Annotated in this window: 18 protein-coding genes; 13 read left to right on the top strand and 5 right to left on the bottom strand. The window is 45.4% G+C overall.

Annotation, left to right across the window (positions count from 1 at the left end):
* Positions 1–154: 154 nt before the first annotated feature.
* Complete coding sequence (locus tag L1028_RS02230) at positions 155–1,378, bottom strand: MFS transporter (protein WP_234530789.1); 1,224 nt, start codon at positions 1,376–1,378, stop codon at positions 155–157.
* A gap of 376 nt (positions 1,379–1,754) precedes the next feature.
* Between L1028_RS02230 and L1028_RS02225 the strand changes: the two genes are divergently transcribed.
* The 4 genes from L1028_RS02225 (at position 1,755) to L1028_RS02210 (ending at position 8,820) form a co-directional block, all read left to right on the top strand.
* Positions 1,755–3,611, top strand: coding sequence for an ABC transporter ATP-binding protein (locus L1028_RS02225; RefSeq protein ID WP_234530787.1), 1,857 nt, complete (start codon positions 1,755–1,757; stop codon positions 3,609–3,611).
* Positions 3,541–4,218: a response regulator transcription factor gene (locus L1028_RS02220; RefSeq protein ID WP_234530784.1), complete on the top strand. Its 678-nt coding sequence runs from the start codon at positions 3,541–3,543 to the stop codon at positions 4,216–4,218. Before L1028_RS02225 ends, L1028_RS02220 begins: the two co-directional genes overlap by 71 nt.
* Positions 4,215–5,267: a HAMP domain-containing sensor histidine kinase gene (locus tag L1028_RS02215; RefSeq protein WP_234530782.1), complete on the top strand. Its 1,053-nt coding sequence runs from the start codon at positions 4,215–4,217 to the stop codon at positions 5,265–5,267. Before L1028_RS02220 ends, L1028_RS02215 begins: the two co-directional genes overlap by 4 nt.
* A 130-nt stretch (positions 5,268–5,397) precedes the next feature.
* Entirely contained in the window at positions 5,398–8,820 is a 3,423-nt protein-coding gene (locus L1028_RS02210) for an S-layer homology domain-containing protein (protein WP_234530780.1), read from the top strand.
* A gap of 91 nt (positions 8,821–8,911) precedes the next feature.
* Here the strand turns inward: L1028_RS02210 and moaA are convergent, their stop codons facing one another.
* Positions 8,912–9,913 carry a GTP 3',8-cyclase MoaA gene (gene moaA, locus L1028_RS02205; protein WP_234530778.1) on the bottom strand — a complete coding sequence of 334 codons (1,002 nt, stop codon included), beginning with the start codon at positions 9,911–9,913 and terminating at the stop codon, positions 8,912–8,914.
* Between the two features lie 412 nt (positions 9,914–10,325).
* On the opposite strand from moaA, the gene L1028_RS02200 reads away from it, so the two are divergent.
* Positions 10,326–11,018, top strand: coding sequence for a TorD/DmsD family molecular chaperone (locus tag L1028_RS02200; RefSeq protein WP_234530776.1), 693 nt, complete (start codon positions 10,326–10,328; stop codon positions 11,016–11,018).
* A 177-nt stretch (positions 11,019–11,195) separates the two neighbouring features.
* Here the strand turns inward: L1028_RS02200 and L1028_RS02195 are convergent, their stop codons facing one another.
* Both L1028_RS02195 and L1028_RS02190 read right to left on the bottom strand, forming a co-directional pair.
* Positions 11,196–14,351 carry an efflux RND transporter permease subunit gene (locus L1028_RS02195; RefSeq protein WP_234530774.1) on the bottom strand — a complete coding sequence of 1,052 codons (3,156 nt, stop codon included), beginning with the start codon at positions 14,349–14,351 and terminating at the stop codon, positions 11,196–11,198.
* Between the two features lie 113 nt (positions 14,352–14,464).
* Positions 14,465–15,382: a TetR/AcrR family transcriptional regulator gene (locus L1028_RS02190; RefSeq protein ID WP_234530772.1), complete on the bottom strand. Its 918-nt coding sequence runs from the start codon at positions 15,380–15,382 to the stop codon at positions 14,465–14,467.
* 226 nt (positions 15,383–15,608) lie between these two features.
* Here L1028_RS02190 and cls point away from each other — a divergent pair, with 226 nt between their 5' ends.
* Positions 15,609–17,117 (top strand): cardiolipin synthase, encoded by a 1,509-nt coding sequence (gene cls, locus L1028_RS02185; RefSeq protein ID WP_076285643.1) that lies wholly within the window; start codon positions 15,609–15,611, stop codon positions 17,115–17,117.
* Positions 17,118–17,275: 158 nt separating this feature from the next.
* Here the strand turns inward: cls and L1028_RS02180 are convergent, their stop codons facing one another.
* Positions 17,276–18,805, bottom strand: coding sequence for a phospholipase D family protein (locus L1028_RS02180; protein ID WP_234530770.1), 1,530 nt, complete (start codon positions 18,803–18,805; stop codon positions 17,276–17,278).
* 187 nt (positions 18,806–18,992) lie between these two features.
* Between L1028_RS02180 and fni the strand changes: the two genes are divergently transcribed.
* The 7 genes from fni to prmC all read left to right on the top strand — a co-directional run bounded on the left by fni (position 18,993) and on the right by prmC (position 25,422).
* On the top strand, positions 18,993–20,132 hold the full coding sequence (gene fni / locus L1028_RS02175) for a type 2 isopentenyl-diphosphate Delta-isomerase (RefSeq protein ID WP_234530767.1): 1,140 nt from the start codon (positions 18,993–18,995) through the stop codon (positions 20,130–20,132).
* 39 nt (positions 20,133–20,171) lie between these two features.
* Positions 20,172–20,645 carry a GNAT family N-acetyltransferase gene (locus L1028_RS02170; protein WP_234530757.1) on the top strand — a complete coding sequence of 158 codons (474 nt, stop codon included), beginning with the start codon at positions 20,172–20,174 and terminating at the stop codon, positions 20,643–20,645.
* Positions 20,646–20,856: 211 nt separating this feature from the next.
* Positions 20,857–21,558 carry a S41 family peptidase gene (locus tag L1028_RS02165; protein WP_423803002.1) on the top strand — a complete coding sequence of 234 codons (702 nt, stop codon included), beginning with the start codon at positions 20,857–20,859 and terminating at the stop codon, positions 21,556–21,558.
* Positions 21,497–21,880 carry a S41 family peptidase gene (locus tag L1028_RS31175; protein ID WP_253074702.1) on the top strand — a complete coding sequence of 128 codons (384 nt, stop codon included), beginning with the start codon at positions 21,497–21,499 and terminating at the stop codon, positions 21,878–21,880. Before L1028_RS02165 ends, L1028_RS31175 begins: the two co-directional genes overlap by 62 nt.
* 143 nt (positions 21,881–22,023) lie before the next feature.
* Entirely contained in the window at positions 22,024–23,124 is a 1,101-nt protein-coding gene (gene ychF, locus L1028_RS02160) for a redox-regulated ATPase YchF (protein WP_234530755.1), read from the top strand.
* A gap of 233 nt (positions 23,125–23,357) precedes the next feature.
* Positions 23,358–24,431, top strand: a complete 1,074-nt coding sequence (prfA, locus tag L1028_RS02155) for a peptide chain release factor 1 (RefSeq protein ID WP_042131385.1) — start codon at positions 23,358–23,360, stop codon at positions 24,429–24,431.
* Positions 24,424–25,422, top strand: coding sequence for a peptide chain release factor N(5)-glutamine methyltransferase (gene prmC / locus L1028_RS02150; protein ID WP_234530744.1), 999 nt, complete (start codon positions 24,424–24,426; stop codon positions 25,420–25,422). Before prfA ends, prmC begins: the two co-directional genes overlap by 8 nt.
* Positions 25,423–25,527: the final 105 nt, after the last annotated feature.

Genomic DNA, 25,527 nt, shown 5'->3' with positions numbered 1-25,527 from the left:
AAAACAGGCTCAAACGTACCTATTCGGGACGTTTGAGCCTGCTTTTTGTTGAAAATATAAGAAAGTATAAGTTTTGCACTTATACTTCATGTCTTATATTTCTCGCTTAAACGCTTACCGTCCTTATAAGGACACCGAAGGCGTTTATACTTGATTATAATGCTTCGATGTCGAAGATCTCTTCATCTTCCTCTGAAGGGGGGCGATACCCTCCACGGCTAACAAAGAGCCACATGAAACCAAAGCCAAGCGTTCCAATAAGCGTCAAGAACACACCCGTCTGATACATGCTCTGTGCACCCAGATACTGATACATCCAACCTCCGAGAATACCTCCAATGAAACCGGATATCCCACTCCAGCTTAGGGTGTAGAGCGCTTGTCCGGAAGAGCGATAAGGACGTGGAATCAGGAGCATCGTCAATTGGGTACCTACATAGAAGAAGCCGCCGAACGTTATGCAGTGTAAAATTTGAATGAACACCACTTGAAGGGCAGTAGTCGCATCAGCCATAAACCACCAACGCAGAACGAACAAACCACTGACCAATGCAAGCCAGCCGAGCAGAACAGAAATTTTACGTTTCAGGAACCGGTCACAGAGAACGAATACGCCTACCTCCAAAATGGAGGAGAGGAATACGGCAAGACCAATCATTTTTTTAGAGCCACCCAGATCCGTAATGTACAAGGATATAAATGTGGTGTTCATAGTGTTTGGTATGGATACCAGAATACCAAACAATAAAAAACACAAGAAAAAGGGATTAAAAATCAACTTACTTAAGCCCTTATACGGCATCGGAGCTCTCATAATCGTATGGTTAATTTTAGGCAATACAAGAACGGATAGGATTGATGCACCTAGTAACGCTGTAAGCAAATAGGTCAAGATGGATACGTCAGCCCAATCCAGGATAAAGCCGGCGACAATCGCAATCAGTGCCCACCCTATTGAACCCCAAAGCCGGAAAGAACGGAAACGCTGATTAGTTCCGTCAATATAGCTGAGAATCATCGTGTTGCTTTGAGCAAATAGTGGTCCTTGGAAGAAATAGAACAAAATAATGGTGTTGTAGATCGTCTCATATGTATTTGCTCGAAACATAAACTGTGAGAACACTAGCGTTCCGAATAACATAAGCAAAACGATACGCCGTATATTCTGAGAACGGTCTGTTAAGAACGCCCAAAATGGATTTGCAAATATGGATACAAGCGCTCCCATAGAGAATAAGACACCGATCTCTAATTTGTTCATTCCTACATCCAGCAGGTATAGTTGAAAGAAGCTGGTGAAGAGGACCATGGTTCCATATACAAAAAAATTGAACCATTTTAAAGACGTGATAGAAGATGGAATAACGCCTTTTCGCAAATGGTTTACTCCTTTCTCACTAAATATCTTGCATGGAGTAGAGTGGCCAATAGTAGGCCCTTCTATCACTGTAACACGTGTTGAAAAGGGATACAAACACCCTTTTTTACTTTTTTGCATTATTTTGGGTTTTATTTATGTTTGAGACGATAAGCGACAAAAAATGCGTGAACGCGTACGTACAAGGTGCAAACGCTAAGTATAACGGCGTTATTTTGGCCTGTGATATTCCCTTAGGATGTGTAGTGACAAGGCACTATTGTCTGATCGGCGCGTTTAACTTCAGTTTACATTCTGCAGATACGATGGGTGTAAGGCGAGAAAGATATGACTATGCTTTTCTCGTAGAGCCATTAAGAAAAGGGGAGTCATTGTCATGAAGAAATCCGAATCCAAGCGAAAGATGGCGCTGAAGCCGTTCATAACGCTACTAAGAGAAACCAAGCCTTCATACGGCTTATTGGCTATAGCCATTGCGTTAAGCATGATATCGACATTGGTCAGTCTGGTCATCCCGATGTTCACTAAGAACTTGGTGGATGGCTTCTCTCTGGCCTCCGTGAGCAAGCTGCAAATTGCGGGTATAGCAGCCGCGTTTATTGCGCAGACGATCGCGGGAGGGATCTCTATCTATCTGCTCAATTATGCAGGCCAGAAGATGGTTGCAGGTCTGCGGGACAGACTGTGGCGTAAATTTCTAGTTCTGCCTGTGGCTTATTATAATGACAACCGAACGGGAGAAAGTGTCAGCCGCATGACGAATGATACAGGGATCATCAAGACGCTGATTTCTGAACATCTAGCCAGTTTATTTACCGGAGTGATCTCCATTGTAGGTTCGATCTCAGTTCTGCTATTTTTAAATTGGAAAATGACACTTGTTCTATTCACTGTTCTTCCACTTTCTGCGCTGATTCTAGTACCGCTTGGACGGCAGATGTACAAAATTTCCAAGGGGATGCAAGACGAGACAGCTTCTTTTACCGCTACACTTAGTGGTGTTTTATCTGAGATCCGTCTGGTCAAATCCTCAGGCGCAGAGAAAAAAGAGTACGAGGCAGGCAAGACTGGAATTATGAACCTGCTTTCCTTTGGTATTCGTGAAGGCAAGATTAGCGCGATGATCAGTCCACTCGTCTCCTTTGTTTTTATGATGCTGCTTGTGGTCATTATCGGTTATGGCGGGATGCAGGTATCTTCCGGCGTCTTGACGGCTGGAGAACTCGTCGCCTTTATTCTTTATCTTATTCAGATTATTATGCCACTTACTCAATTGACTACGTTCTTCACACAGATTCAGAAGGCTAAGGGTGCCTCAGAGCGTATTATTGAGACCTTGGCAGCAGAAGAGGAAGTATACGAGGGACAGGAAGAGGCAAATGGCACAGAAGGTCCGATCTCAGTAGAGGGATTAAGCTTTGGATATAAAAATGGTAAGAAGGTATTGAATGATGTAAGCTTCCAGATGCTTCCCGGTCAGGTGACGGCTATTGTCGGACCGAGCGGGGGCGGCAAGACTACGTTGTTCTCGTTGCTAGAACGTTTTTACGAGCCTCAGTCAGGTCTGATTAAGCTGGGTGACAAGCCAGTGTCTACATTCTCACTGCGTTCATGGCGGAAGCTTATAGGGTATGTCTCGCAGGAAAGCCCACTGTTGGCTGGTACAATCGCTGAGAATTTAACCTACGGATTGGATCGTGACGTTAGCAGGGAGGAGATGCACGCAGCAGCAGCAATGGCTTATGCAGATGGCTTTATTGATGCCCTTCCTGAAGGATATAATACGGATGTCGGTGAAAGAGGTGTGAAGCTGTCTGGTGGACAGCGGCAACGGATTGCTATAGCTAGAGCACTGCTGCGGAACCCGAAGATTCTTATGCTTGATGAAGCCACTTCCAGTCTGGATAGCCAATCGGAAGCCGTGGTGCAGAAGGCACTGTCCAATCTGATGAAGGGTCGAACTACGATTATAATTGCGCATCGTTTGGCTACTGTTGTCAATGCAGAGCAGATTATTTTTATGGAAAAGGGTCAAATTACCGGAATGGGAAGTCATGAGGAACTACTGGAAAACCATGAGCTGTATCGTGAATTTGCCACCCAGCAGCTACAGATGAATAACCTCGAGGTTCAGGACATTAAAGAGGAGGCTCCAGTGCTACATGACAAAAATACTAGTAGTGGACGACGATCCGCACATCCGCGAATTGGTAGAAGTATTTCTGAGAGCTGAAGGAATGGATGGGATCTATGGAGCTTCCGATGGACTGGAGGCTCTTCAGATTCTGGAAGGTAATAACATAGATTTAGCTATTATTGATGTGATGATGCCCAACATGGACGGCTGGGAGCTATGCCGGCGGCTGCGCCAGAACTATGATTTCCCGATTTTAATGCTGACAGCCAAAGGGGAAACCTCACAAATTGTAAAAGGCTTTGAGCTGGGTAGCGATGATTATCTGGTCAAGCCATTTGAGCCGGTGGTACTTATTGCCAGAGTAAAGGCGCTGCTTAAACGATACCAGATTTCTGCCGCGCAAAGTGTGACCGTAGGCCGATTGCGTATGAATCGCAAAACCTACGAGGTCTCCTCAGGGTATGGGGAAATTACCTTGCCGCTTAAGGAATTTGAGCTGTTGTTTAAGCTGGGCAGTTATCCGGGGCAGACATTGACCAGAGACAGGCTGATCGAAGAGATTTGGGGTTATGATTTTGAAGGGAATGAGCGGACGCTCGATGTGCATATCAACCGTTTGCGTGAACGGTTCGCCCCTGATAAATACGGATTTGTTATTCGTACCATTCGGGGGCTAGGCTATCGGCTGGAGGCTGAGGCATGAATCGATTTAAGGAGATTGTTAAGCGAATTGGGATGATTTTAGTTTATTTCATTGGCGTTGCGATTAGCTGGAGTGCAGCTTATTTCCTAATGAACTGGATATATAGCAGGGTTGGGCGTCCTTCCTCGGAGTATGTAGTCCAATTAATCAGCGTGATGGTCGGTATTGTAATCTTGTTTATGATGGCATTAGTATCCTCCAAGTTATTCCGGGGCTGGGAACGTGTTTTTTATAAATCGATCATCGAAGGCTTGGGGCGTATTGCTAAAGGTGATTTCAATGTAGTACTGGATAATACTAAGGATTATGGTGAATTCGGCGAGATTGTAGAGAGTATCAACGTCATGGCCAGTGAACTGAGCCAGATGGAGACCATGCGCCAGGATTTTATCTCCAATGTATCACATGAAATTCAATCTCCACTAACCTCGATTCGGGGGTTTGCTCTTGCGCTGCAGGATGAGACTCTGAGTGTGGAGAGCAGGAGGCACTACCTTAACATTATCGTGGCTGAGAGTACCCGCGTATCTGGGCTCAGTGATAATTTATTAAAGCTGTCCGCGCTCGAATCGGGCAATTTTCCGTTTGAAAATCAGGTTTACCGTCTGGAAAAGCAGCTTAGAGATACGATTCTGGCTTCTGAGCCACAGTGGCTGGAGAAAAATATAGAGGTAGAGGCTGAATTGGAAGAAGTGAATGTAACTGCGGTAAAAGATTTAATGACCCAGGTCTGGATCAATCTTCTCCATAACAGCATTAAATTCACTCCCCAGAATGGATGCATTCATATCAAGCTTCGAACGGTAGATGAGCGGGTAGAGGTGGAGATTCAAGATAGTGGGATTGGGATCTCTGAAGAAGACTTACCTCGCATCTTTGATCGCTTCTATAAGGCAGACAAAGCTAGAACAGCGAGCGGGGGAGGTAGCGGCCTGGGCCTATCACTGGTTAAGAAGATCGTTGAGCTGCATAAAGGTAAAGTAACCGTAGCCAGCCGACCGGGTGAAGGAACGGCTTTTGTAGTGAGCTTGCCAATGCAAAAGAAATAAATCGGCAGTGTTTATGTAGATATGAATATTTACATAAACCTGCAACAAAATCCGACATGTCTTTACAATTTTCTACTATTCTAAATATAGAATAGTAGAAAATCCAAAAGACATCGGAGGATTAATCATTTTGAAGAAGAGCAAAATTCGCGTTTTTCTAACTAGTTCGCTTGCCGTATTATTGTTAGCACCCAACTTTTCATTACAGACAGTTTATAGTGCTTCAGGTGAATCAGCGCCTGATATCACGGCTACAGCTTCTGAACATTCAGGGAAATGGATGACAGGTGAATACCATGCACATACGTTTGAATCGAACGATGCTCAGGAGTCATTGAAAAGTGTACTCGATGCTGCATTTGAACAAAATGGTTTTGACTGGATGGCACTGGCTGATCACCTTCGGGTATCTAACAGGGATGACGAAGGGGTGAATCTCCCCGGCGGCTCCATTCCGATGTCTCAAGGCATTGTGGATTATCAGAATGAGAAAATTAAGAAGTTACAGGCAGAAGGCAAATATGCTGGGAAAATCATTTTTTCCGGCTTTGAGTGGGATATGCCCCAATATGATCATGCTGCGGTTGGGATTGTTACAGATCATCCAGGGTCCGCAGAAGCTTTGAAGGCTATTAATCAGTTTGAATATTTATTTACTAATCGTGATGTAAGTTTGTTCGATCCTGCAGATGTGGCTGAGTGGAGTGCAGCGGATACTAGAGCTTTTTCTACAAAAGAAGATACTCGCACAGCTATGAAATGGTTAAGCAGTCATTATCCGGATAGCTATGTACTGATCAATCACCCCTCCAGAAAAAATGGCACAAGCTCGGAGCTTAAAGTAGAGGATATCCGTGACTTTAACAATATCGATCCGAATCTTGTCTTCGGCTTTGAAGGTATGTTGGGCAATCAGATGGCGAGCGACCGAGGAGAGACGCCTGAGACTTATGGAGGTACAGACGTCAAGGTTGCACAGCTTGGAGGAATGTGGGACGCACTGCTGGGTGAGGGCCGCAGATTTTGGAATTTTGCTAACTCTGATTTTCATTTCAAAACAAAAAATGATCAATTTTCTAGCGGTTACTGGCCTGGTGAGTATTCCAAGAACTATACCTGGGTGGATGGCTCCGATATTAACGCTGTCGTAGATGGCATGCGGTCAGGGAAATCGTTCTCTGTCTTTGGAGATCTCATCAACGCATTAGAGTTTAACGTGTCTGGAGATGGACAAGAGGAAGAAATGGGCGGGGAACTGGACGTAAAACAAGGGGACGACCTAGAGCTTACGATCCGTTTCAAAAGTCCACAGCAAAATAATAATGGCGACGCCGTTAAGGTGGACCATGTAGATTTGATCTCCGGTGAAGTCAATGGCAAGGTTGATTCAGGTTCACCTGAGTACACCAAAGCAACTAACGATACAACAAAAGTGCTGAAACGTTTCACAAGCGAGGAATGGACTACAGATGCCGAAGGCTACAATGTCATTAAGTATAAGGTAGGGGCAGCGGACAAGGATCGTTATTTCCGGTTAAGAGGGACTAACCTTGGAACTGATGTTGCTGGAGAAACAGTTAACGGGGAACCTCAAATTGATCCTAAAAATAATACCGTCGATAACCTAACGCGTTTCGAAGAGATCAATACTCGTAATTATAGTGATATGTGGTTTTATTCCAATCCGATTTTTGTAGATGTAGAGTCGTACAGTGATCAGCAGGCTGTTAACGATACTATGACTGCATTAGATCTAGGAGACACAAGCGCAGTAACTTCTGATCTAACGTTGCCTACCGAAGGCAAACACGGGACAAGTATTGTGTGGAAAAGCTCCAATCCGGTCCTGATGACCAATGAAGGTAAAATAACCTTCAAACCAAAGATGGATACGAAGCTGACTTTAACAGCTACAATTCAGCGGGGATCGGCTACGGAAACGAAGGCTTTTGAAGTAACGCTGAGCGGAGATGATAGTATCACCCCATTGGCGCTTCATAGCACATTAAAGACTGAGAACGGACAAGCTTATCTAAGTGGTGACTGGACGAATCAGAGTGTTTCGGTAAGCGTGTATGCTAGCGTATATATTCCGGGTGCGGATGTATCCATTCAATTAGCGACTGATGGAAACGGAAATTTCCTACCCTATGAAAGTGGGAAAGTGGTTGGAATTTCGGAAGAAGGCCAACATCAACTGCAATTCAAGGCAACGGATTCTTTAGAAAATAAGACAACATTGCCGCTTGCTGTGAATATCGATCGTACAGCACCTGTGATTACCTTGAAGGGGGATAACCTTCTTAGTCTGACCCAAGGGGATGACTTCAAGGACCCGGGCGCAGACGTTACTGACAAGGTTGGGATTGCAGGCTCTATCCTGGTGACAGGAACAGTGGATGTTCAGACTCCAGGAACCTATACACTGAAGTACAATGCGACAGATTTGGCTGGCAATGCGGCTACTGAGGTTGTACGCACCGTAGTTGTAACCGCGGGCACTAGCAGTGGAGAGGGAAATAATAACGGAGGGGGCAGCGGACCAGTTGCAACTCCAGTTCCTACCGCGACGCCATCTCCTACAGAGCAGCCTTCTACAACTCCTCGTGTGGAATTGGAGGTAAAAGCACAGCAGGGAGGAACGGGCACACTTAAAGACGTGGGCAGCTTTACGATTCCGGCTGGAGCGTTGTCTGGTAACAGTGAAATTGCCTTTTCGGTCATTGCTGCTGGTGAGACGCCAGCAATGGGCGATCTTCAGGCTGTGAGTGCAGCAGTAGAGCTTACTAGTGACAAGGCAGGCATGCTCAATAAGCCTGTGGAACTGTCCCTCAATTACGATGCGACCAAGATTACATCGGGGCATAAAGCAGCTATCTACTATTACAACGAACAGCTTAAAAAGTGGCTTTATGTTGGTGGTCAGAGTCAAACAGGTGGGACTATAACTGCAAGCGTAAATCAGCTCGCCAAATATGCTGTGTTTAATTATCAGGCCCCATCGATTACCGATTTGAATAATCATTGGTCCACGGCGTTTACAGACCGACTAATCGGTATGGGCGTCATGAAAGGGTACGAGGATCACACCTTCCGTCCGAATGAGGATGTTACTCGGACACAGTTCGCTTCTATGATTGTACGGGCGCTTGGTTTGCAATCAACAGGTAGCACAGTGAAATTCGCGGATCAAAGTGCGATTCCAGGTTGGGCTGCAGATGATGTAGCAGCGGCGGTAAATGCCGGAATCCTTCGTGGATATGATGTGAACGGCAAAATGTTCTTCGAGCCTTCAGAAAAGATTACCCGTGCCGAAATGTCAGTTATGCTCGCCAATGCTTTGAAGGCTAATGTCCATAAGCAAACGGATAAAGAGGGGAACTTCGCGGACCTTACCTCCATTCCACAATGGGCACAGGTATCTGTAAAAGCGGGTGCTGCAGCGGGTATTTTGGGTGGATTCGAGGATAATACGTTCCGACCTGAGATTAATGCTACAAGAGCAGAAGCAGCAGCGACGCTTTACAAGCTGCTCGAGGCTCTATATCTATAATAGTGGATGGCGGAGGCTATCCTTTAATCTCTAAATGAAACGCCGCTTTTCCCAGATGGCTTGGGGAAAGCGGCGTTTTTAATAAGACGGACTAGCCTCCAATTTGAGACATACGCCGAGCCGTCGGCGTGTGGCTTTGTGCTTTTTTTTCTAAGGCTAATGCCATTTCGTGGTTATGTGGCTTGTTACCCAGAGCTTTGCGGAATAAGGCCTGCACTGCTGCGGGATCGCTTATTAGGGGACGGACATTGTACTCATCTTCCCAATACAGACAAGCTTTGATATGGCCATCTGCTGTTAGTCTTAAACGATTGCAGTTATCGCAAAAGTGATCGCTTACGGGATGGATTAGACCGAACGTTCCTTGCGCTCCAATAACCCGCCGATTCTGGGAAGGGCCATTACCAGATGGCATCTCAGCTTCCTCGGTTTCCCAACCGGCTGCAGTACAAGCTTCTATAACCCTTTCCAGCGGCAGATAGGATTGACGCCAAGAATCAGTAGCGCTTCCGATAGGCATATATTCAATAAAACGTACATTTAGTGGACTGTTCAACGTAAGGGAGATGAAGTCTTTGATCTCGTCATCATTAATCCCTTTCATCAACACAACGTTAAGCTTGATCGGCTCCAGCCCGGCAGCTTGTGCTGCCTCGATCCCCTTTAGTACCTTGGAGACCTCACCTCCACGTGTAATCATAGAGAAGCGATCTTGCCGTAAAGAGTCCAGACTAATGTTCACTCGTGACAGCCCAGCTTCTTTTAGTAGCGCAGCTTTAGCTGGAAGCATTAACCCGTTCGTAGTCAGTGAAATATCTTCAATCCCTGGAATGGCAGATATCATAGTCACTAGCTTCTCTAGGTCTTTGCGTACAAGAGGTTCTCCACCTGTTAGCCGTACCTTACGTAGTCCAAGGGGTGCTAGCGATTCCACAATTGCGGTGATTTCTTCATAGCTTAGAATCTCGTCCTGCGGCTGGAATTCCATCCCTTCCGCTGGCATACAATAAATGCAACGCAGGTTGCAGCGGTCGGTAACCGAAATGCGGATATAATCATGTAAACGTCCAAAAGGGTCCGTCAGCGGCTCCATAGCGTTGCTCCCTTCATTTGTAGTAGTTTTTGATGCTTCCCTTTTAATAAGGAAGCGAAGATGTTTATACTTGTTTAGAATTTTAAAGATCGCACGCGGGTACGTCAATGAGCAAACTGTTGGACGGATGGAGACCCTCTATTTGAAGAAGACGGTTGTGATTTTATTGCATAATATTGGACAAACTAAATAGAAGATAAAGCCGAAATAGCCTTGTGAAAATGTGACAAAAGTACGACAAATGATGTGATTAGTCATAGAATGCTCACGGAAAGCGTTTTAAATATCCGATATAATCTAGGTGCGGATTACTTTTACGTTCACTTTTGCGAAAACAGAAAGGATACCGGAATTTGCGCGTCGATCCTGTGACGGTGTGTGACCGGGAAACCCAATGAGGAGGATTTGCAAAATGACTATGCAAACTGTTCCATCGCTCGCCGTGCCGGAGGCATTTAGCCATTGGTTGGAAAGCCGGGGATTAATATATCAGCTTTTAGTGGATTTTTTGGGTAGAAAACCATCACTCTCACTTGTGGCTCAGTGGAGCCGCAACCGCAAGATGAGTGTTGCTGCAGAGATGACGGAAGGCGGACGGGAACTGAAGCGCTATCTGAGTCAGGAACCGAATAAGCTACCCCATATATGTGAGATAGAGACCCAAGAGTATAAACGGCTTATGCACGAACAGACAGTAAGCTCTTTTAAATTACGTGAGGCTGCTATTCTGGGTCGTTCTGAAGATTTCTGCAACGTGCTTGCTGATGTGTATACTTCCGCAGGAATTGTTTTTAACAAATGTAATGGTGAAGCTGATGATCATATTGCTATTGAGCTGGAATTTATGGCAGTAATGCATGAGCGGATGTTATACAATAGCTTCTCAATTAGAAGTGCTATGGATCTACTTGATATTCAGGTAGCCTTTTTGGAAGATCATTTACTGCAATGGACTCCACAGTTCTGTGAGAAGTTAAATGCAGCAACGAATAGTACGTTGTATTTGGGACTTTCCCATATGCTCGCTGAGTTTCTACCCCTTGATCTGCAAATGCTGCGTTCCTGGAGAGCTTCGCTGGAGAGCAGTGCAACAGCAATGGTATAACAACACTATAATACAGAGCCCGGCCTATAAATTAGGTCGGGTTTTTCTTGCTGTGGAAGTGTAAATAGCGATTTAAATGGAGGTATAAGTAAAAAAGAAGCTGCCCCATAAGTAGCATTCACTACTTTTGAGACAGCTTCTTCATTTAGCATGTTTACTTGATATGCATCAAGTGTTCTAGTCAATTACCTTTTTACTGCGGAATTTCATCAGGAACTCATACACGACTGGCACTACTACAAGTGTCAGCAGCGTGGAGCTGATCAAGCCGCCGATAACGGTAACGCCTAGTCCTTTGGAGATGATTCCTGCACTGTTTTCAAGTCCTGTAACCAGTGGCAGCAATGCGCCAATTGTTGCAAGTGCAGTCATCAGGATTGGACGTAAACGTGTGCCGCCTGCTTCAAGCAAGGCTTGACGTGTGGTCATTCCTTCTTTTTCCTTATGAATAACGCGGTCGATGAGGACAATAGCATTCGTGACCACGATACCAATCAACATCAGCGCACCCATGAGGGAGGAGACGTTTAAGGTTTCCCCAGCGATCAGAAGGGCTACGAGTACCCCGATAATGGTGAAAGGAAGTGAGAACAGGATAGCGAATGGTGCTAATCCACCGCCAAATGTAACCACAAGCACGAAGTATACGATGGCAATAGCCGCCGCCATAGCAATACCTAATTGACCAAATGTGTCATTGATTTGCTCAGTTACACCACCGAAGCTAACTGTTACGCCATCAGGTAATTCCATAGCATCTACTTTTTCCTTCACGAGGTTTGAAGCACTATTGACGTCACTTGAAATAATCTCAGCAGTGACATCTACCTTCATTTTGCCGTCCATCCGAGTAATCGAGTCAGGGGAAGAGCCATTTTCAATTTTAGCGACTTGCCCGATTGGCACGGAGATGCCTAGTGGAGAAGTCAATGTAGCCTCTTCCATTTCTTTAATACTCTTATACGTTTCTTTATCTGTTTCGATATAGACTTTGTAGTTCTTGCCGTCCATTTCCACTTCTGTGAGTACTGGACGTGTGCCTGCAGGAGCGAGCTTCATCGCAATTTGTCCCGCTGTAAGTCCAAGGGAGCTAAGCTTTTCTTGATCGGCTACAATCGTATATTGATCGTAAGCTTCTTTGAGACTTGTTTCTCCATCTTTGAAATTAGTAGTGTCAGCCTGTACGATCTTGGCGATCTCATCCGCTACCGGCTTAATTTGATCTAGTTCGTCTCCGAATACATTCACGGTTAACGTGCTTCCACCCATACCTCCGCTCATCATCGCGGACATATCGCCCCACACACCATCTGGGACTTCTGCGGTTAAGCCTTCGATCAACTTCTCTTTTACGTTTTCGAAATCAGGAGTATTACTATCATAAACGATGAAAAAGAGTCCAGAGTTGCTGGATCCGCCCATACCCATAGGGCCGCCACCACCGATGGAATATTGCATTTTATCCACATGTTGCTGTGCTAAAATATATTTCTCAGCTTTCAGGCCTTGTTCTTGAACTTCTTCAGTTCTTTGTCCAGCCTTCGGTGAGTAAGTTAGCATAACGGTTTTATCCTCTTGAGAAGGCATAAAGCTAACGCCGATAGGCTTGATCAGGAACAAGCTGCCCGCAAGGAGCAGAACCGCAACTCCGAACGTAACGAGTTTATGAGAAAGACACCAGTTCAGTATTTTTTGATAACCGGCAGACATTCTGTCTGGTTTGTCACTATGCGTTTTCTTACCTTTCAATCCGTTGCGGAACAGGGAGTGGGCCATTGCAGGAACTAGGGTAATCGCAACTACCAATGAAGCGAGCAGGGCGAAGACCATGGTTAAAGCGAAAGGCAAGAACAGCTCTCCAACCATACCACTTACTAAAGCAAGCGGTAAGAACACCGCGATGGTTACAATCGTAGAGGACATGATGGGTACGAACATTTCACGTGTGGCTGCACTGATTAATTCCCGGCCTTTTAGCTTCTCGCCAGATAAGGAGAGTCGCCGGTATATGTTCTCTATGACTACAATCGAGTCATCGACTACCCGACCGATGGCAACGGTCATCGCACCAAGGGTCATCATATTAAGCGTGATATCCATTTGACGCAGACATAACACTGCGATCAGCAATGATAAAGGAATAGAGATGATAGAAATGATCGTCGAACGAATATTCCGCAGGAAGACCAAAATGATAATTACTGCGAAAAGGGCGCCAAATACCGCTTTGGACAACATTGTATTGACGGAGTCCTCAATCGGCTTACCTTGGTCAAGCAGAACTGTAAGGTCAATGCCTTTATATTGTGCTTTTAATTCTTCAGTTTTGTCCTTAACACCATTTACGACATCAACAGTGTTGGCATCATTGGCTTTAACAATCTGAATACCGATCGATTCTTTACCATTCGTACGGGAGATCGATTCAGAATTCCCAACAACCTCAATCGTAGCAAGCTCTCCCAGCTTCACAGTTGGCAATCCCATATTTCCAGCTCCGCCGGCAGCGCCTGCACCAGCAGCACTTCCAGCACCGGCAGCGCCAGCTCCAGGAGCCCCAGCGCCAGCAGCGCTCGCAGCACCAGTTGGCATTACTGGAATGGTCACATTTTTAAGATCTTCAACGGTGGTGATGTTGCCATCCACGACAACTGCCTTTTGAGCTTTGTCCATCTCGAACAGTCCTAGTGGAACACGGAGGGAAGAGCCTTGAATGATCCCTTTAACCGTATCTTCGGTCAGTCCGTATTGCTTGAGCTTCTCTTGATTGAACTTAAGCGAAACTTCTTTGACGTATTGTCCAGAAATTTGAATAGAAGCAACACCCTCAACATCTTCAAGGGCAGGGCGAATATCGTTCTCGGCAATACGGGTTAGTTCCTCGAGATCTTCTGAATCCCCATTCGATAAACTAAGGGATACGACAGGCATTGAGCTAAGGCTAAAGCGGGAAATGGAAGGCTTCTGCACATTGTCTGGCAATGAGACCTCATTTAGCGCTTCGCGAACTGCTGCTGTAGCATTATCCAGATTCGTTCCATAATCAAACTCGATTTGGATACTGGAGGCATTCTCCAAAGAAGTGGAGGTGATTGTCTTTACACCATCCACATTGCGCAGCTTTTGCTCCAACGGTTTGCTGACATCATTAACGACGCCTTCTGGTGCAGCCCCCGGATAAATGGTTGTTACGCTAAGATAGGGTATACTAATATTAGGTAAGGTTTCTTGCTTCATTGTCAGTCCGCTGTACAAACCGGCAAATACAATAATTATCGTCAGAAGCCAAATGGCAAATTTGTTCCTGAGCGAGAAATTAATTAAGCTTTTCATAAGTTTTGTTTCTGCTCCTCTCAGGCCTTATTTTTACTAAATAGGGCACATTTTGAAAATTTATAATACTCGCTATCCATGTTCTTCTCTCTCACGAACTCTTTATAGAGCAATTAACGAAATACGCATGAATGATTTGAAAAAGAGGTAACCAGCTTCCTCAATTCTTCCAATGATGTAGTGAGCTCTGAGCAGGATTGGAGGTTGGACAACATCCCCTGTATGATTGCTTTGCGTGGGTGAGGTAAGAGAACTTCGTCTTCTAGAATGTTGAGTGATTCCAGCAAATTGGCTGACTCTTCGGGTTCTATACTATCTAATTTACTAACCACGTTCTTCATGTCCTTAATGATCTGTAATGGATTCTTGCGCTTGCTTTCCTCATTCTCCTCCATCCAGGTTGCTAGAATAGTAGAGTTGATAAGTGGAGCCTTCTTACTTGTAAGAAGACCAGCTACAATAATATCCAATAAATTCATTAGATGATCAGCCATAACGGCAAGGGACAAGTGGGTATCCTGACGAAAAATAACCCCAATATATGACTTGATTAGTCCATGACCTACAATACATAAATCTCCGGTATAGGGAACAATGTCTTTTCCATAAAGGGTCTCCATCTTCACCTGAAACCAGCGCAAGAAGGAAGCATTGTTTCTCCGTAGCCATTCCGGTGCTTCAGTATCAAATCCTTTTCCGGCAACTTCCTGAATCTGACGCTGTAAGAACTCCCGTAATTCGTACACATGACTCAGTAGAATTTCTATTTGATTCCTAAGCTTCTCACGCGGTGTTCTTTGGGTTTCTTGTTCTTCACGTAATAAGGGATCACGAATCATTCGGTAACAATAGAGAAAAATGCTGCGTTCCAGTTCCTCTTTCGATTTGAATACTAGATACAAGCTTCCCTTCGAAATTCCGCATAATTCGGCGATCTCTTGCATGGATGTGGAAGAGGAGCCTTTCACAGCGAATAACTGCATGGCGATCTTAATAATCTGTTCCTGCTTGTCCACAGTTTTATCGCTCATTGGGGGGATAACCTCCTTTCTGACTACCCAGTTCTATAATTGACTAATTGGTCAAAATAATTATATTCGATCCATCCTGTCATTACAAATTTCAGAACAGAAGGGTTACAGTTTTGTTGTAAAAAGTTTTTTACACAGTAATTGTCTAGGAAGATATAGGTTCTTCATGTAATATATAAATGTGTCATTTTGGTGTTGCTTTTATGAATAAGAAGGTAGGTACAATATGAGAAGAGGACTTCAATCTATAATTATTATTGGGGCTTTCATAGCATTTTATTATTTTGGTTTTGGTATTTTTGGGAGTACTGCTGGAACGATTATTAGTATTTTCTCTACACTGACAGTCGTTTCAATTAGCTTAGCTATTTTTATGGAGAACCGTAATCCTTCAACTACGATGTCATGGATTCTTTTGCTTGCGTTGATCCCGGTGCTCGGTCTGGTCTTTTATTTTCTATTTGGACAGAATGTATTTAAACGTCGTAAATATGATAAAAAAGCACAACGAGATCTTATGGCCTATGAGCGGATTGAGAATGACGCTTTGCGTACGCATCAAGATTGGTCGGTCTTTGACCCCTCGCGTCAAAAACTACTATTATTATCCAAGACGCTAGCACGAACTCCTATTTCCTTTGCTTCAGAGACGCGTATCCTAACCAATGGTGAAGAGACGTTTGGGACATTACTGCTAGAGCTGCGACAAGCGAAGCACCATATACATATGGAGTATTACATCTTCCGTGCAGATCACATTGGAACGCGTATTCAACAGATTCTGATCGCGAAGGCGCGTGCGGGAGTGTCTGTCCGATTTATGTATGATGCTGTAGGTAGCTTTCAACTCTCCAGAGCCTTTTTGAAGGAGTTAGTTGACGCTGGTGTACAGGTGGCTTCGTACGGTAATTCCACCTCTTTTTTCTCTAGCCGGGTCAATTACCGGAATCACCGAAAAATCGTCGTTATCGACGGTGATGTCGGGTTCATGGGTGGACTCAATGTGGGCGATGAATATCTAAGCCGTAGCAAAACTTATGGATTCTGGCGTGACACCCATATGTTAGTTAGAGGTGAAGCGGTACGGACGATGCAAATCATCTTCTTGCAAGATTGGATGCATACTACAGGTGAAAAAATACTGGAGCAGGATTATCTCACACCACAGCTACACTTTATGACAGGGGACGGAGCAGTACAGATTATTGCGAGTGGACCGGACAATGAACGCCGTGCACTCAAAAATATATTTTTCTCTATGATCACCTCAGCTGAGAAATCAGTTTGGATTGCCAGCCCTTATTTCATTCCGGACGAGGATATTCTGACTGCGATACGTGTAGCGGCTATATCTGGACTAGATGTTCGCTTGTTATTCCCTGCTAAGCCGGATAAATGGATTCCGTTTCTGGCTTCACATTCTTATTTCCCGGCATTGCTGGAGGCTGGAGTGAAGATTTATGAATACGAGAAGGGCTTTATACACTCTAAGCTGTTAATCGTGGATGGTGAAATAGCGACTATTGGTACGGCAAACATGGACATGCGGAGCTTCCATCTTAACTTTGAGGTAAACGCATTGCTGCTTCAGACAGAGAGTGTTACACGAATCGTTGCTGATTTTGAACGGGATTTATTGTCCACCACTCAGATTGTACATGAGACCTTTATGAATAAGCGCATGGTGGTACGTATACTGGAATCTGCCGCCAGATTAATGTCTCCACTGCTATAACTTCATTACAGATTAAACCACCGCGGAGGGTGTTGCCTTCTCTGCGGTGGTTTTTTAAATATAAGAAAGTATAAGTTTAGCACCTATACTTTATGTTTTATATTTCTCGCTTAAACGCTTATCGTCCTTATAAGGACGTTAAAGGCGTTTATGCTTGTTTAAAAAGTAGTAAAGCCCAGGTTAGTCTGCAGCCGGAACAGGATATACTTGAACCAGGTCACATCGCTTTGATAGGCCTCAAAAGGTAAAGTGAACGTATGGCCCTCGTTATTCCACAGCCGATTAAAGTAGGCTTCCATGTCTGTGAACAGCGGCTGATCTCGCTTCATGGAAATCCACAGATCATTCTCCAGATTGTAGTCATCTAGATTGCGTGTGGTGAAATTGGTGGAACCGCCAAGAACGATAGAACTGTCGGTTTGTTTGGCGATAAAGAGCAGCTTTGGATGATATTGCTCTTTGGTTGTATTGTACCAACGAATAGAGATTTCGCCGTTCGTGCGTTTGTTCAGATCCATGGCAACTGGACGGTTAGGGATCCCGATTTTATCGCGCCCGAAGGCGTTCTGATTTGGATCCAGGATTAGGTTTACCATAGCCCCGCGTGATGCAGCCTCTACCAACGCATCCAGAATGGCATCATCTGCAAGATAAAACATCCCCATCCATACGGTATCCCCCTTCCGGGCGGACCTAATGCTTTGCAGCGCATATTTGTATACCTTTCCTTCTGTTAAATAGCGAACTTCTAGAGCTTCCGCTGATGGTAGGTTCTTTACTTGGGTGAAATTAGGATTATGAAGTAGCAATGGACCTGCATCTGAAAGATTGGCTGCCGCCTGCTCGGTCTGGAGAATATCAGCAATAATTGGACCTTGTACCTCCAGAGCAATATTGGAGTGGTAGGCGCTGGCATCGTGAACATTTCCAGAGGAAATTAGTGCAGTGTTCTCACTGACAATTACTTTACGATGGTTCGCCTTCACATTCAGTAGCTTCAGATAAGATCGAGCGGTAATATCCGGTCCACCACTGGCCATAAGATTGGGGATAAAGCCCCTTCCCGATTGTCCGAACCATTGAATGAAGGTGCGCCAGACGGCTGAATAGGCAGGTGTAGAATCCCGCAGCGCATTAACGTCGGTCATGATGACTCGGATCCCCACGGCCTTCATTTCTTCCAGAAGATGATTGGGCGCTGAGTTGTAATTGGTATTGACCTCATCGGTGATGAAGACAATCTCCATTTCGGGATAGGCTTGCTTTTGTGAGATTAACTTATCTGTCAACATTCGGCTGTCTGGAGGGAACAACTGATCTTTATGGGTATAATCATTGAACAGGAACAGGTCAATGACTAAGAACTCCCTTGACTCCTCGATAATCTGTAGAATTCTCGGAAGAATTTCACCCTCTTGCTTACCTGTGCCCGCACCGTCTGGATAGGTTAGGTCATGCCAGAAGGAGACATTATTCACTTTGTATATGGGACTCTCATAGGAAATCCCTACGGGTAGAGGCTTATGTGTCTGGTATATCATGACACCGATTAACCAGAGAATTAGAATGGCGCAAGCCCATATCACTCGTTTGCGGCGTCTTGAAAAGGTGCGTTTCTTTGAAGCAGTAGCATGGGTTATATTCTGAATCACTTGAGGCAGCACGGTTTGTTCACGATCTGATCTCATCGGAAGTTCCTCCTGAAATTATTGCAGAGCACTTCCTTTATAGTTATTATGCTCCGGCGTGTACCAACCTATTAACACCTAGTGGGTAGAAATGAAGCAGCCCTAGTATTTCATTCACCTCATATTGTAAATTCAACTGTAGGGATATGTTATAATAAGTGCAGTTTAGGAATAGGAGGAACGGAGCATGAATCATACGCCAGAAGAGGCCGTGCCATATGATGCGAATAGGCAGTCTGGCGCGGATGATGGCAATGACCTACCGACTGTAGAGGTTTCAGACAAGAAGTCTTTATTGCCTACATCAAAGACAGGTGAACGCAAAATAGAGCATGTACGCCTTTGTCTAAATGAAGAAGTCGGTGGCGTCGGTGTGACTACGGGGTTTGAACATTACCGATTTCGGCATAATGCTCTTCCAGAGCTGAATTTCGATGATATATCATTGCAGACTACGTTCCTGGAACGTGAACTGCGGACACCGCTGCTGATCAGCTCGATGACAGGCGGCAGTGCAGCTACAGGAGCCATCAATGCCCGACTAGCAGAGGCAGCGCAGCGTCGTGGATGGGCGCTGGGGGTTGGTTCTGTGCGAGCGGCGGTGGAGCGCTCTGAGCTAACCGAAACCTTTTATGTACGGGACAAAGCACCTGACATACCGGTTATCGCTAATATTGGCGCCGTACAGCTGTCCTATGGTTTCGGGATTGAGGAGTGTCGCCGCGCTGTGGATATTGCTGGTGCCGATTTTCTTGTACTGCATCTTAATGGTCTTCAAGAGGTCTTCCAACCGGAAGGGAATACTGGCTTTGCTTCCTTACTATCGCAGATAGCAAAAGTATGCCGTGCACTTGAGGTTCCTGTAGGTGTAAAAGAAGTCGGCTGGGGCATTGACGGTGATACAGCAGCACGTCTTTATAATGCAGGGGTAGCTTTTGTTGATGTAGCGGGTGCAGGTGGAACATCATGGAGTCAGGTCGAGAAGTTTCGGAGTAGAGACCCTATACGGCGCGCAGCGGCTGAAGCTTTCGCAGACTGGGGTACTCCAACCGCAGATTGCATTGCAGAGGTACATGCTGTCTCCCCGAAGGGGGCATTGATTGGCAGCGGCGGCTTGAAGCATGGTGTGGATGCGGCGAAGGCATTGGCCCTCGGTGCTGATTTAGCAGGCTTTGGACGCAATCTTTTAGGACCGGCAGTAGATTCTGAAGAGGCGCTAGATGCTGCACTGGCTCAGGTAGAGCTGGAGCTTAAGATAGCAATGTTCGGCATCGGAGCTCCCGATTTAGCAACTTTACGTGGGACTTCCCGTTTAATACGTAAATAAAAGTATATGGTAAATATAGAAGTGAGGAAGTGAAAAAAGATGATGATTAAATTGGTTCATATGGATGAGTCTGCTTTTCAATTTTTCTTAGGTCAAGCTACTCGTGACTACGCTGAAGATAAGATTAAAGCCGGCGCTTGGGATCCTGAAATCGCGATGAAGCTGTCTGAGGAAGCTATAACACAGTCACTGCCCAAAGGATTGAACACAGATGGCGCTTATCTATACTCTATAGTAGAGATAAGTAGTGATAGCCAGGTGGGATATATCTGGTTTAATGTAAGTGAAGGCCGCAGTGGTCGAGAGGCTTTCATTTATGATTTCTACATTTTTGAACCGTATCAGAGCAAAGGTTATGGCAAGCAGGCTATGATCGCACTTGATGAAGAAGCCCGTGAGATGAACGTCACCAAAATCGGGTTACATGTCTTCGGTCAGAACAATCGTGCATTTGAGCTGTATAAAAAAATGGGATATACCGTAACCGACATTACGATGTCTAAAGATCTATAATGCTATCCGTGGAGACCTCGAAAGAGGTCTTTTTTGTGTTGTTCTAAGAAAACTAATGTAAATAATTGTGATAAATATATTTGAATTAGGAGGAATAGAAAAATATTATTAATTAATAAATTCCTTAAAATGGATTATAGAGGAGAACAAACGTCTGAATGGAGAGGATTGGCTTGCGAACAAAGAGGAGTACCGCAATAAAATTGCAGCCGTGAAGACAGACGATGAGTTTTTGAAACGAATGAGATTTATACTAATCCAGTTGAACAACGGGCACACGAATTTTATCTCCGAGGAAGAATATCCATGGTTTCTACAAAGTTATGTTCAGGCAGGTTTTGGTTATGAGTCTTGGATCAACGTGTTTCAACAGCCAAACGTATTGGCTCGTTACAACCAGAAACCTTTAGCGGAGCAGCAGCAAAGCACTAATGAAAGCAATAATGATTTGAATAGTGGTGAGGCGGGGAGTCAGACAGGAAAGACTTCCGGAAATGTAAAGAAGGTCATTATAGAGCCTGATCAAATTGCGTATCTGGGCATGCGAAGCTTTGAGGGCAGTCTCATGGAGATGGACAGCTCCGAGATTCGTGATTTTTTGATAGAAGTAAAAGACTATAAGACACTAATTCTAGATATCCGCGGAAATGGCGGAGGAAACAGCAATTACTGGCGAGTTCATATTGCTCCTCTGCTGATTAATAAACCTATCGAATACAATACATACTTACTTTATACAAGAGGCAACTATGCTGGGACCTTTATGCAGGCACGTCAGATCACAAGGGGGCAGCAACCTATTACCAATCAAAGACGAACAGTTGCCTTGTTTACCGTCCGAAGCATTAAAAATGTTCAAAACATATACCAAACAAACAGATGTTTTAACTCCTCAAGAATCCGTTGGTTTTAAAGGAAAGATCTATTTGTTGGTAGACAGCTCTGTGTATTCAGCGTCGGAAGGTTTTGCAGCATTTGCAAAAGGCACCGGGTTTGCGACGGTTGTAGGTAGCAGAACAGGTGGGGATGGACTAGGGATGGATCCACTTGTCGTTGCATTGCCTAATAGTGGTTATATGTTTAGGTTTTCCTTTGAGATGGGACTTAACTCTGATGGAAGTTGCAATGAAGAGGTAAAGACTGTGCCTGATATTGAGGTTGATCCAGATACTTCTAAGCCCCTATTGGATCAGCCGGCGGTGCAAAAGGTATTGGAACTTGCCAAATCCTATTGAAATGGGTGGGCTTGGATAAGGCTGGATTGACACAACTGTAAGACATCCGGTGTTGCTGGAGAATATGTTCTAATATATAATGGTTTAGATCGTATTACTTATTCGGATGATCAATTTAGCTGAAAATAGGAGTTGTCATATAAATGGCTTTGAAAGCTGGAATCGTCGGTCTTCCTAACGTAGGAAAATCCACATTGTTTAATGCGATAACGCAAGCGGGAGCAGAATCCGCAAATTACCCTTTTTGCACGATTGACCCTAACGTTGGTGTCGTTGAAGTTCCGGATGAACGTCTTGATAAACTGACTGAGCTGGTACAACCTAACAAGACTGTACCTACTGCTTTTGAATTTGTTGATATCGCTGGTCTTGTGCGCGGTGCAAGTAAAGGTGAAGGACTAGGCAACAAGTTCCTGGCTCATATTCGCGAAGTAGACGCTATCGTTCATGTCGTTCGTTGTTTTGAAGATGAGAACGTTACCCACGTGGATGGAAAAGTAAATCCGATCAGCGACATTCAGACCATTAATTTGGAACTGATTCTTGCTGACATTGAGAGCATTGAGAAGCGGATTGAGCGTTCCCGTAAGAACATCAAAGGCGGCGACAAGAAATACGCTCAAGAAGTTGAACTGCTAGAACGCGTCAAAGAAGTGCTCTACGAAGATAAACCTGCACGTAGTATAGAATTGTCCGAAGACGAGAAGCTTATTATCCGTGATCTTCATTTGTTAACATTGAAGCCAGTGCTGTATGCAGCGAATGTAAGTGAAGAAGAAGTAGCAAGCGCTGAGAATAATCCTTATGTGCAGCAAGTGCGTGAATTTGCAGCAACTGAAGGTGCTGAAGTTGTTCCGATCAGTGCTAAAGTAGAAGCTGAAATTGCCGAGCTTGAGGGCGAAGATAAAGCGATGTTCCTAGAAGAACTTGGGCTAGAAGAATCTGGTTTGAACCGTTTGATCAAAGCGGCTTACAAGCTTCTAGGCTTGTATACGTATTTCACGGCAGGCGTTCAGGAAGTTCGTGCGTGGACCATTCGTAAGGGAACTAAAGCACCCGGTGCTGCTGGTGTAATTCACACAGATTTTGAACGTGGATTTATCCGTGCTGAGGTAGTGGCTTACGCAGATCTTTTGGCAGCAGGCTCTATGAATGGTGCGAAAGAACGTGGTCAATTGCGTCTAGAAGGTAAAGAATATTTGGTGCAAGACGGCGACGTTATGCATTTCCGTTTTAACGTTTAAGAGGACTGAAGCGTACTAATGATAAGAGGGTCATCTCAGTCGGTAGAGGGTATCTACTGCTGGGATGGTCCTTTTTAAAATATAAGTCATTTATTAAGGGATTTAAGCGTACAGAACTGTAGCCATTTCATAATATCTTTGGTATAATATAAAGTCGTATATCTATTTTTATGACGTGCGTTTTAATGTCTTTATTTGCGAATTTGAAATTGAACTAGGAGAGGTGAATTCCCTTGTTGGACCGATTGCAATCCCTGGCGGACCGCTATGAGAAGCTCAGTGAACTGCTTTGTGATCCGGATGTTGCAAACGACAGTAAGAAACTGAGGGATTATTCCAAAGAACAATCAGACCTACAGCCTGCTTTTGAGGCGTATACTGAATATAAGAATGTAATGGAAGAGCTTGAAGCTGCTAAGCAGATGCAAGGTGAAAAGCTTGATGATGAGATGAAGGAAATGGTCAAGATGGAAATTGACGACCTTTCCAAACGTCAGGTAGAGCTGGAAGAGCAAATCCGTGTATTGCTACTCCCTAAAGACCCGAATGATGATAAGAACGTAATCGTCGAAATTCGTGGTGCAGCGGGTGGAGATGAAGCAGCATTGTTCGCTTCCGACCTTTATCGGATGTACACCCGGTTTGCTGATTCACAAGGCTGGCGCGTGGAGCTAATGGATGTCAACGCGAGTGATCTTGGTGGATTTAAAGAGGTAATCTTCCTTATTAACGGCCGCGGTGCATACAGTAAGCTGAAATACGAAAGTGGTGCGCATCGCGTACAACGTATCCCAGCGACTGAATCCGGTGGACGTATTCATACCTCTACTTCTACAGTATCGGTGATGCCGGAAGCTGAAGCATTTGAGATTGAAATCCATGATAAAGATATTCGTGTGGATACCTTCTGTTCAAGTGGTGCAGGCGGACAGTCTGTAAATACGACCAAGTCTGCAGTACGTGTAACCCATGTACCTACGGGCATCGTTGCTACCTGTCAGGACGGTAAGTCACAGAACTCCAATAAGGAAAAGGCGCTTCAAGTGCTTCGTGCCCGTATCTCCGATATGAAGCGGCAGGAAGAAGAAGCGAAGTATGCTGGTGAACGGAAGAGCAAAGTAGGTACGGGTGATCGTAGTGAACGTATCCGGACGTATAATTTCCCGCAGAGCCGGGTTACAGATCATCGCATTGGCTTGACACTGCACCGTCTGGAGCAGGTTATGAACGGAGAAATCACTGAAATTATTTCGGCTCTTTCAATTGCTGAACAAGCTGATTTGATGGATAGTATGGACAATGGATAATAATGCTTTGAACGATGGCGTATTTGTCATGTCGGAAGTGAAAAGCATCCGGGAAGCCTTTGTGGAGGCTTCTTCTTTTTTGAGCCAGAGTGGTTGTAATGAACCGCAACGCAGTGCGCAATTACTGCTTGAGCATGTGCTTGGCTTGTCCGGGGCAGCGTATTATATGGCGCTGGCGGATTCTTTTCCAGCTGCGGTCAAGGAAAAGTGGGAGGCGGGAGTTACCCGCCGGAGCATGGGCGAACCGGTGCAGTATATCATCGGTGAGCAAGAGTTCTACGGGCGTCCCTTTGAAGTGACGCCGGATGTGCTTATTCCGCGACCAGAGACGGAGCTTCTGGTCGAGGCGATTTTGCGGTACGGCGCGGAGTTGTGGCCGGACGGCACGGTTGCGCCGAGTGAAGCGGCGCAGGAAGAAGGCGCTGCTTCGTTAGCAGCAGTGCAAGATCGTGCGGGCGGCGCGGAAAGCGGACGCGCCGTACGGCCGCTGACCGCCGTCGACATCGGCGCCGGCAGCGGAGCGATCTCCGTCACGTTGGCGGCGGAAGCGCCGGCGTGGCGGGTCTGCGCCGGCGACATTTCGCCGGCGGCCTTGGCTGTAGCCGAGCGCAACGCCCTGCGCAATGGCACAGCTGTGGACTTTCGGCTCGGCGATCTGCTCGAGCCGTTTGCGGGGATGGAGACGGATATTCTCGTCTCCAACCCGCCGTACATTCCCGGCGAGGATATCGCCGGGCTGCAGCGTGAGGTGCGCGACCATGAGCCGCGCACTGCGCTGGATGGCGGAGCGGACGGGCTGGACCCGTACCGCCGCATGATGGATCAGCTGGCGCTGCTCCCGGCACCGCCGTGCCTGATTGGTTTTGAACTCGGCTTCGGACAAGCCGAGCAGGTGGCTGCGTTACTTGAAGCGGCGGGCCATTGGAAAGAGATCATCACCATTAATGATTTGGCTGGAATTCCACGTCATGTGCTAGGTATAGCACGATAATACTGCATGCTGTGCAGGGGACTCCTGTTGATCGGGGAGTAAAATTGTATTTTCAACCCGACTTCCTTTACAATAGAATTTAACCGGACTTCTTGGTGAACCATA

This window comes from Paenibacillus pseudetheri, from assembly GCF_924513355.1.
Lineage (GTDB): Bacteria > Bacillota > Bacilli > Paenibacillales > Paenibacillaceae > Paenibacillus_AQ > Paenibacillus_AQ pseudetheri.
The sequence above is the reverse complement of the archived record's forward strand: the minus strand, read 5'-3'. Positions and strand labels throughout refer to the sequence as shown.

Coding starts and splice junctions, on each gene's coding strand:
- L1028_RS31175 (WP_253074702.1), top strand. CDS start 21,497: ATGTTCAAAACATATACCAAACAAACAGATGTTTTAACTCCTCAAGAA.
- L1028_RS02170 (WP_234530757.1), top strand. CDS start 20,172: ATGATGATTAAATTGGTTCATATGGATGAGTCTGCTTTTCAATTTTTC.
- L1028_RS02220 (WP_234530784.1), top strand. CDS start 3,541: ATGACAAAAATACTAGTAGTGGACGACGATCCGCACATCCGCGAATTG.
- L1028_RS02200 (WP_234530776.1), top strand. CDS start 10,326: ATGACTATGCAAACTGTTCCATCGCTCGCCGTGCCGGAGGCATTTAGC.
- L1028_RS02215 (WP_234530782.1), top strand. CDS start 4,215: ATGAATCGATTTAAGGAGATTGTTAAGCGAATTGGGATGATTTTAGTT.
- L1028_RS02190 (WP_234530772.1), bottom strand. CDS start 15,382: ATGAGCGATAAAACTGTGGACAAGCAGGAACAGATTATTAAGATCGCC.
- prmC (WP_234530744.1), top strand. CDS start 24,424: ATGGATAATAATGCTTTGAACGATGGCGTATTTGTCATGTCGGAAGTG.
- L1028_RS02180 (WP_234530770.1), bottom strand. CDS start 18,805: ATGAGATCAGATCGTGAACAAACCGTGCTGCCTCAAGTGATTCAGAAT.
- L1028_RS02225 (WP_234530787.1), top strand. CDS start 1,755: ATGAAGAAATCCGAATCCAAGCGAAAGATGGCGCTGAAGCCGTTCATA.
- ychF (WP_234530755.1), top strand. CDS start 22,024: ATGGCTTTGAAAGCTGGAATCGTCGGTCTTCCTAACGTAGGAAAATCC.
- L1028_RS02195 (WP_234530774.1), bottom strand. CDS start 14,351: ATGAAAAGCTTAATTAATTTCTCGCTCAGGAACAAATTTGCCATTTGG.
- cls (WP_076285643.1), top strand. CDS start 15,609: ATGAGAAGAGGACTTCAATCTATAATTATTATTGGGGCTTTCATAGCA.
- fni (WP_234530767.1), top strand. CDS start 18,993: ATGAATCATACGCCAGAAGAGGCCGTGCCATATGATGCGAATAGGCAG.
- moaA (WP_234530778.1), bottom strand. CDS start 9,913: ATGGAGCCGCTGACGGACCCTTTTGGACGTTTACATGATTATATCCGC.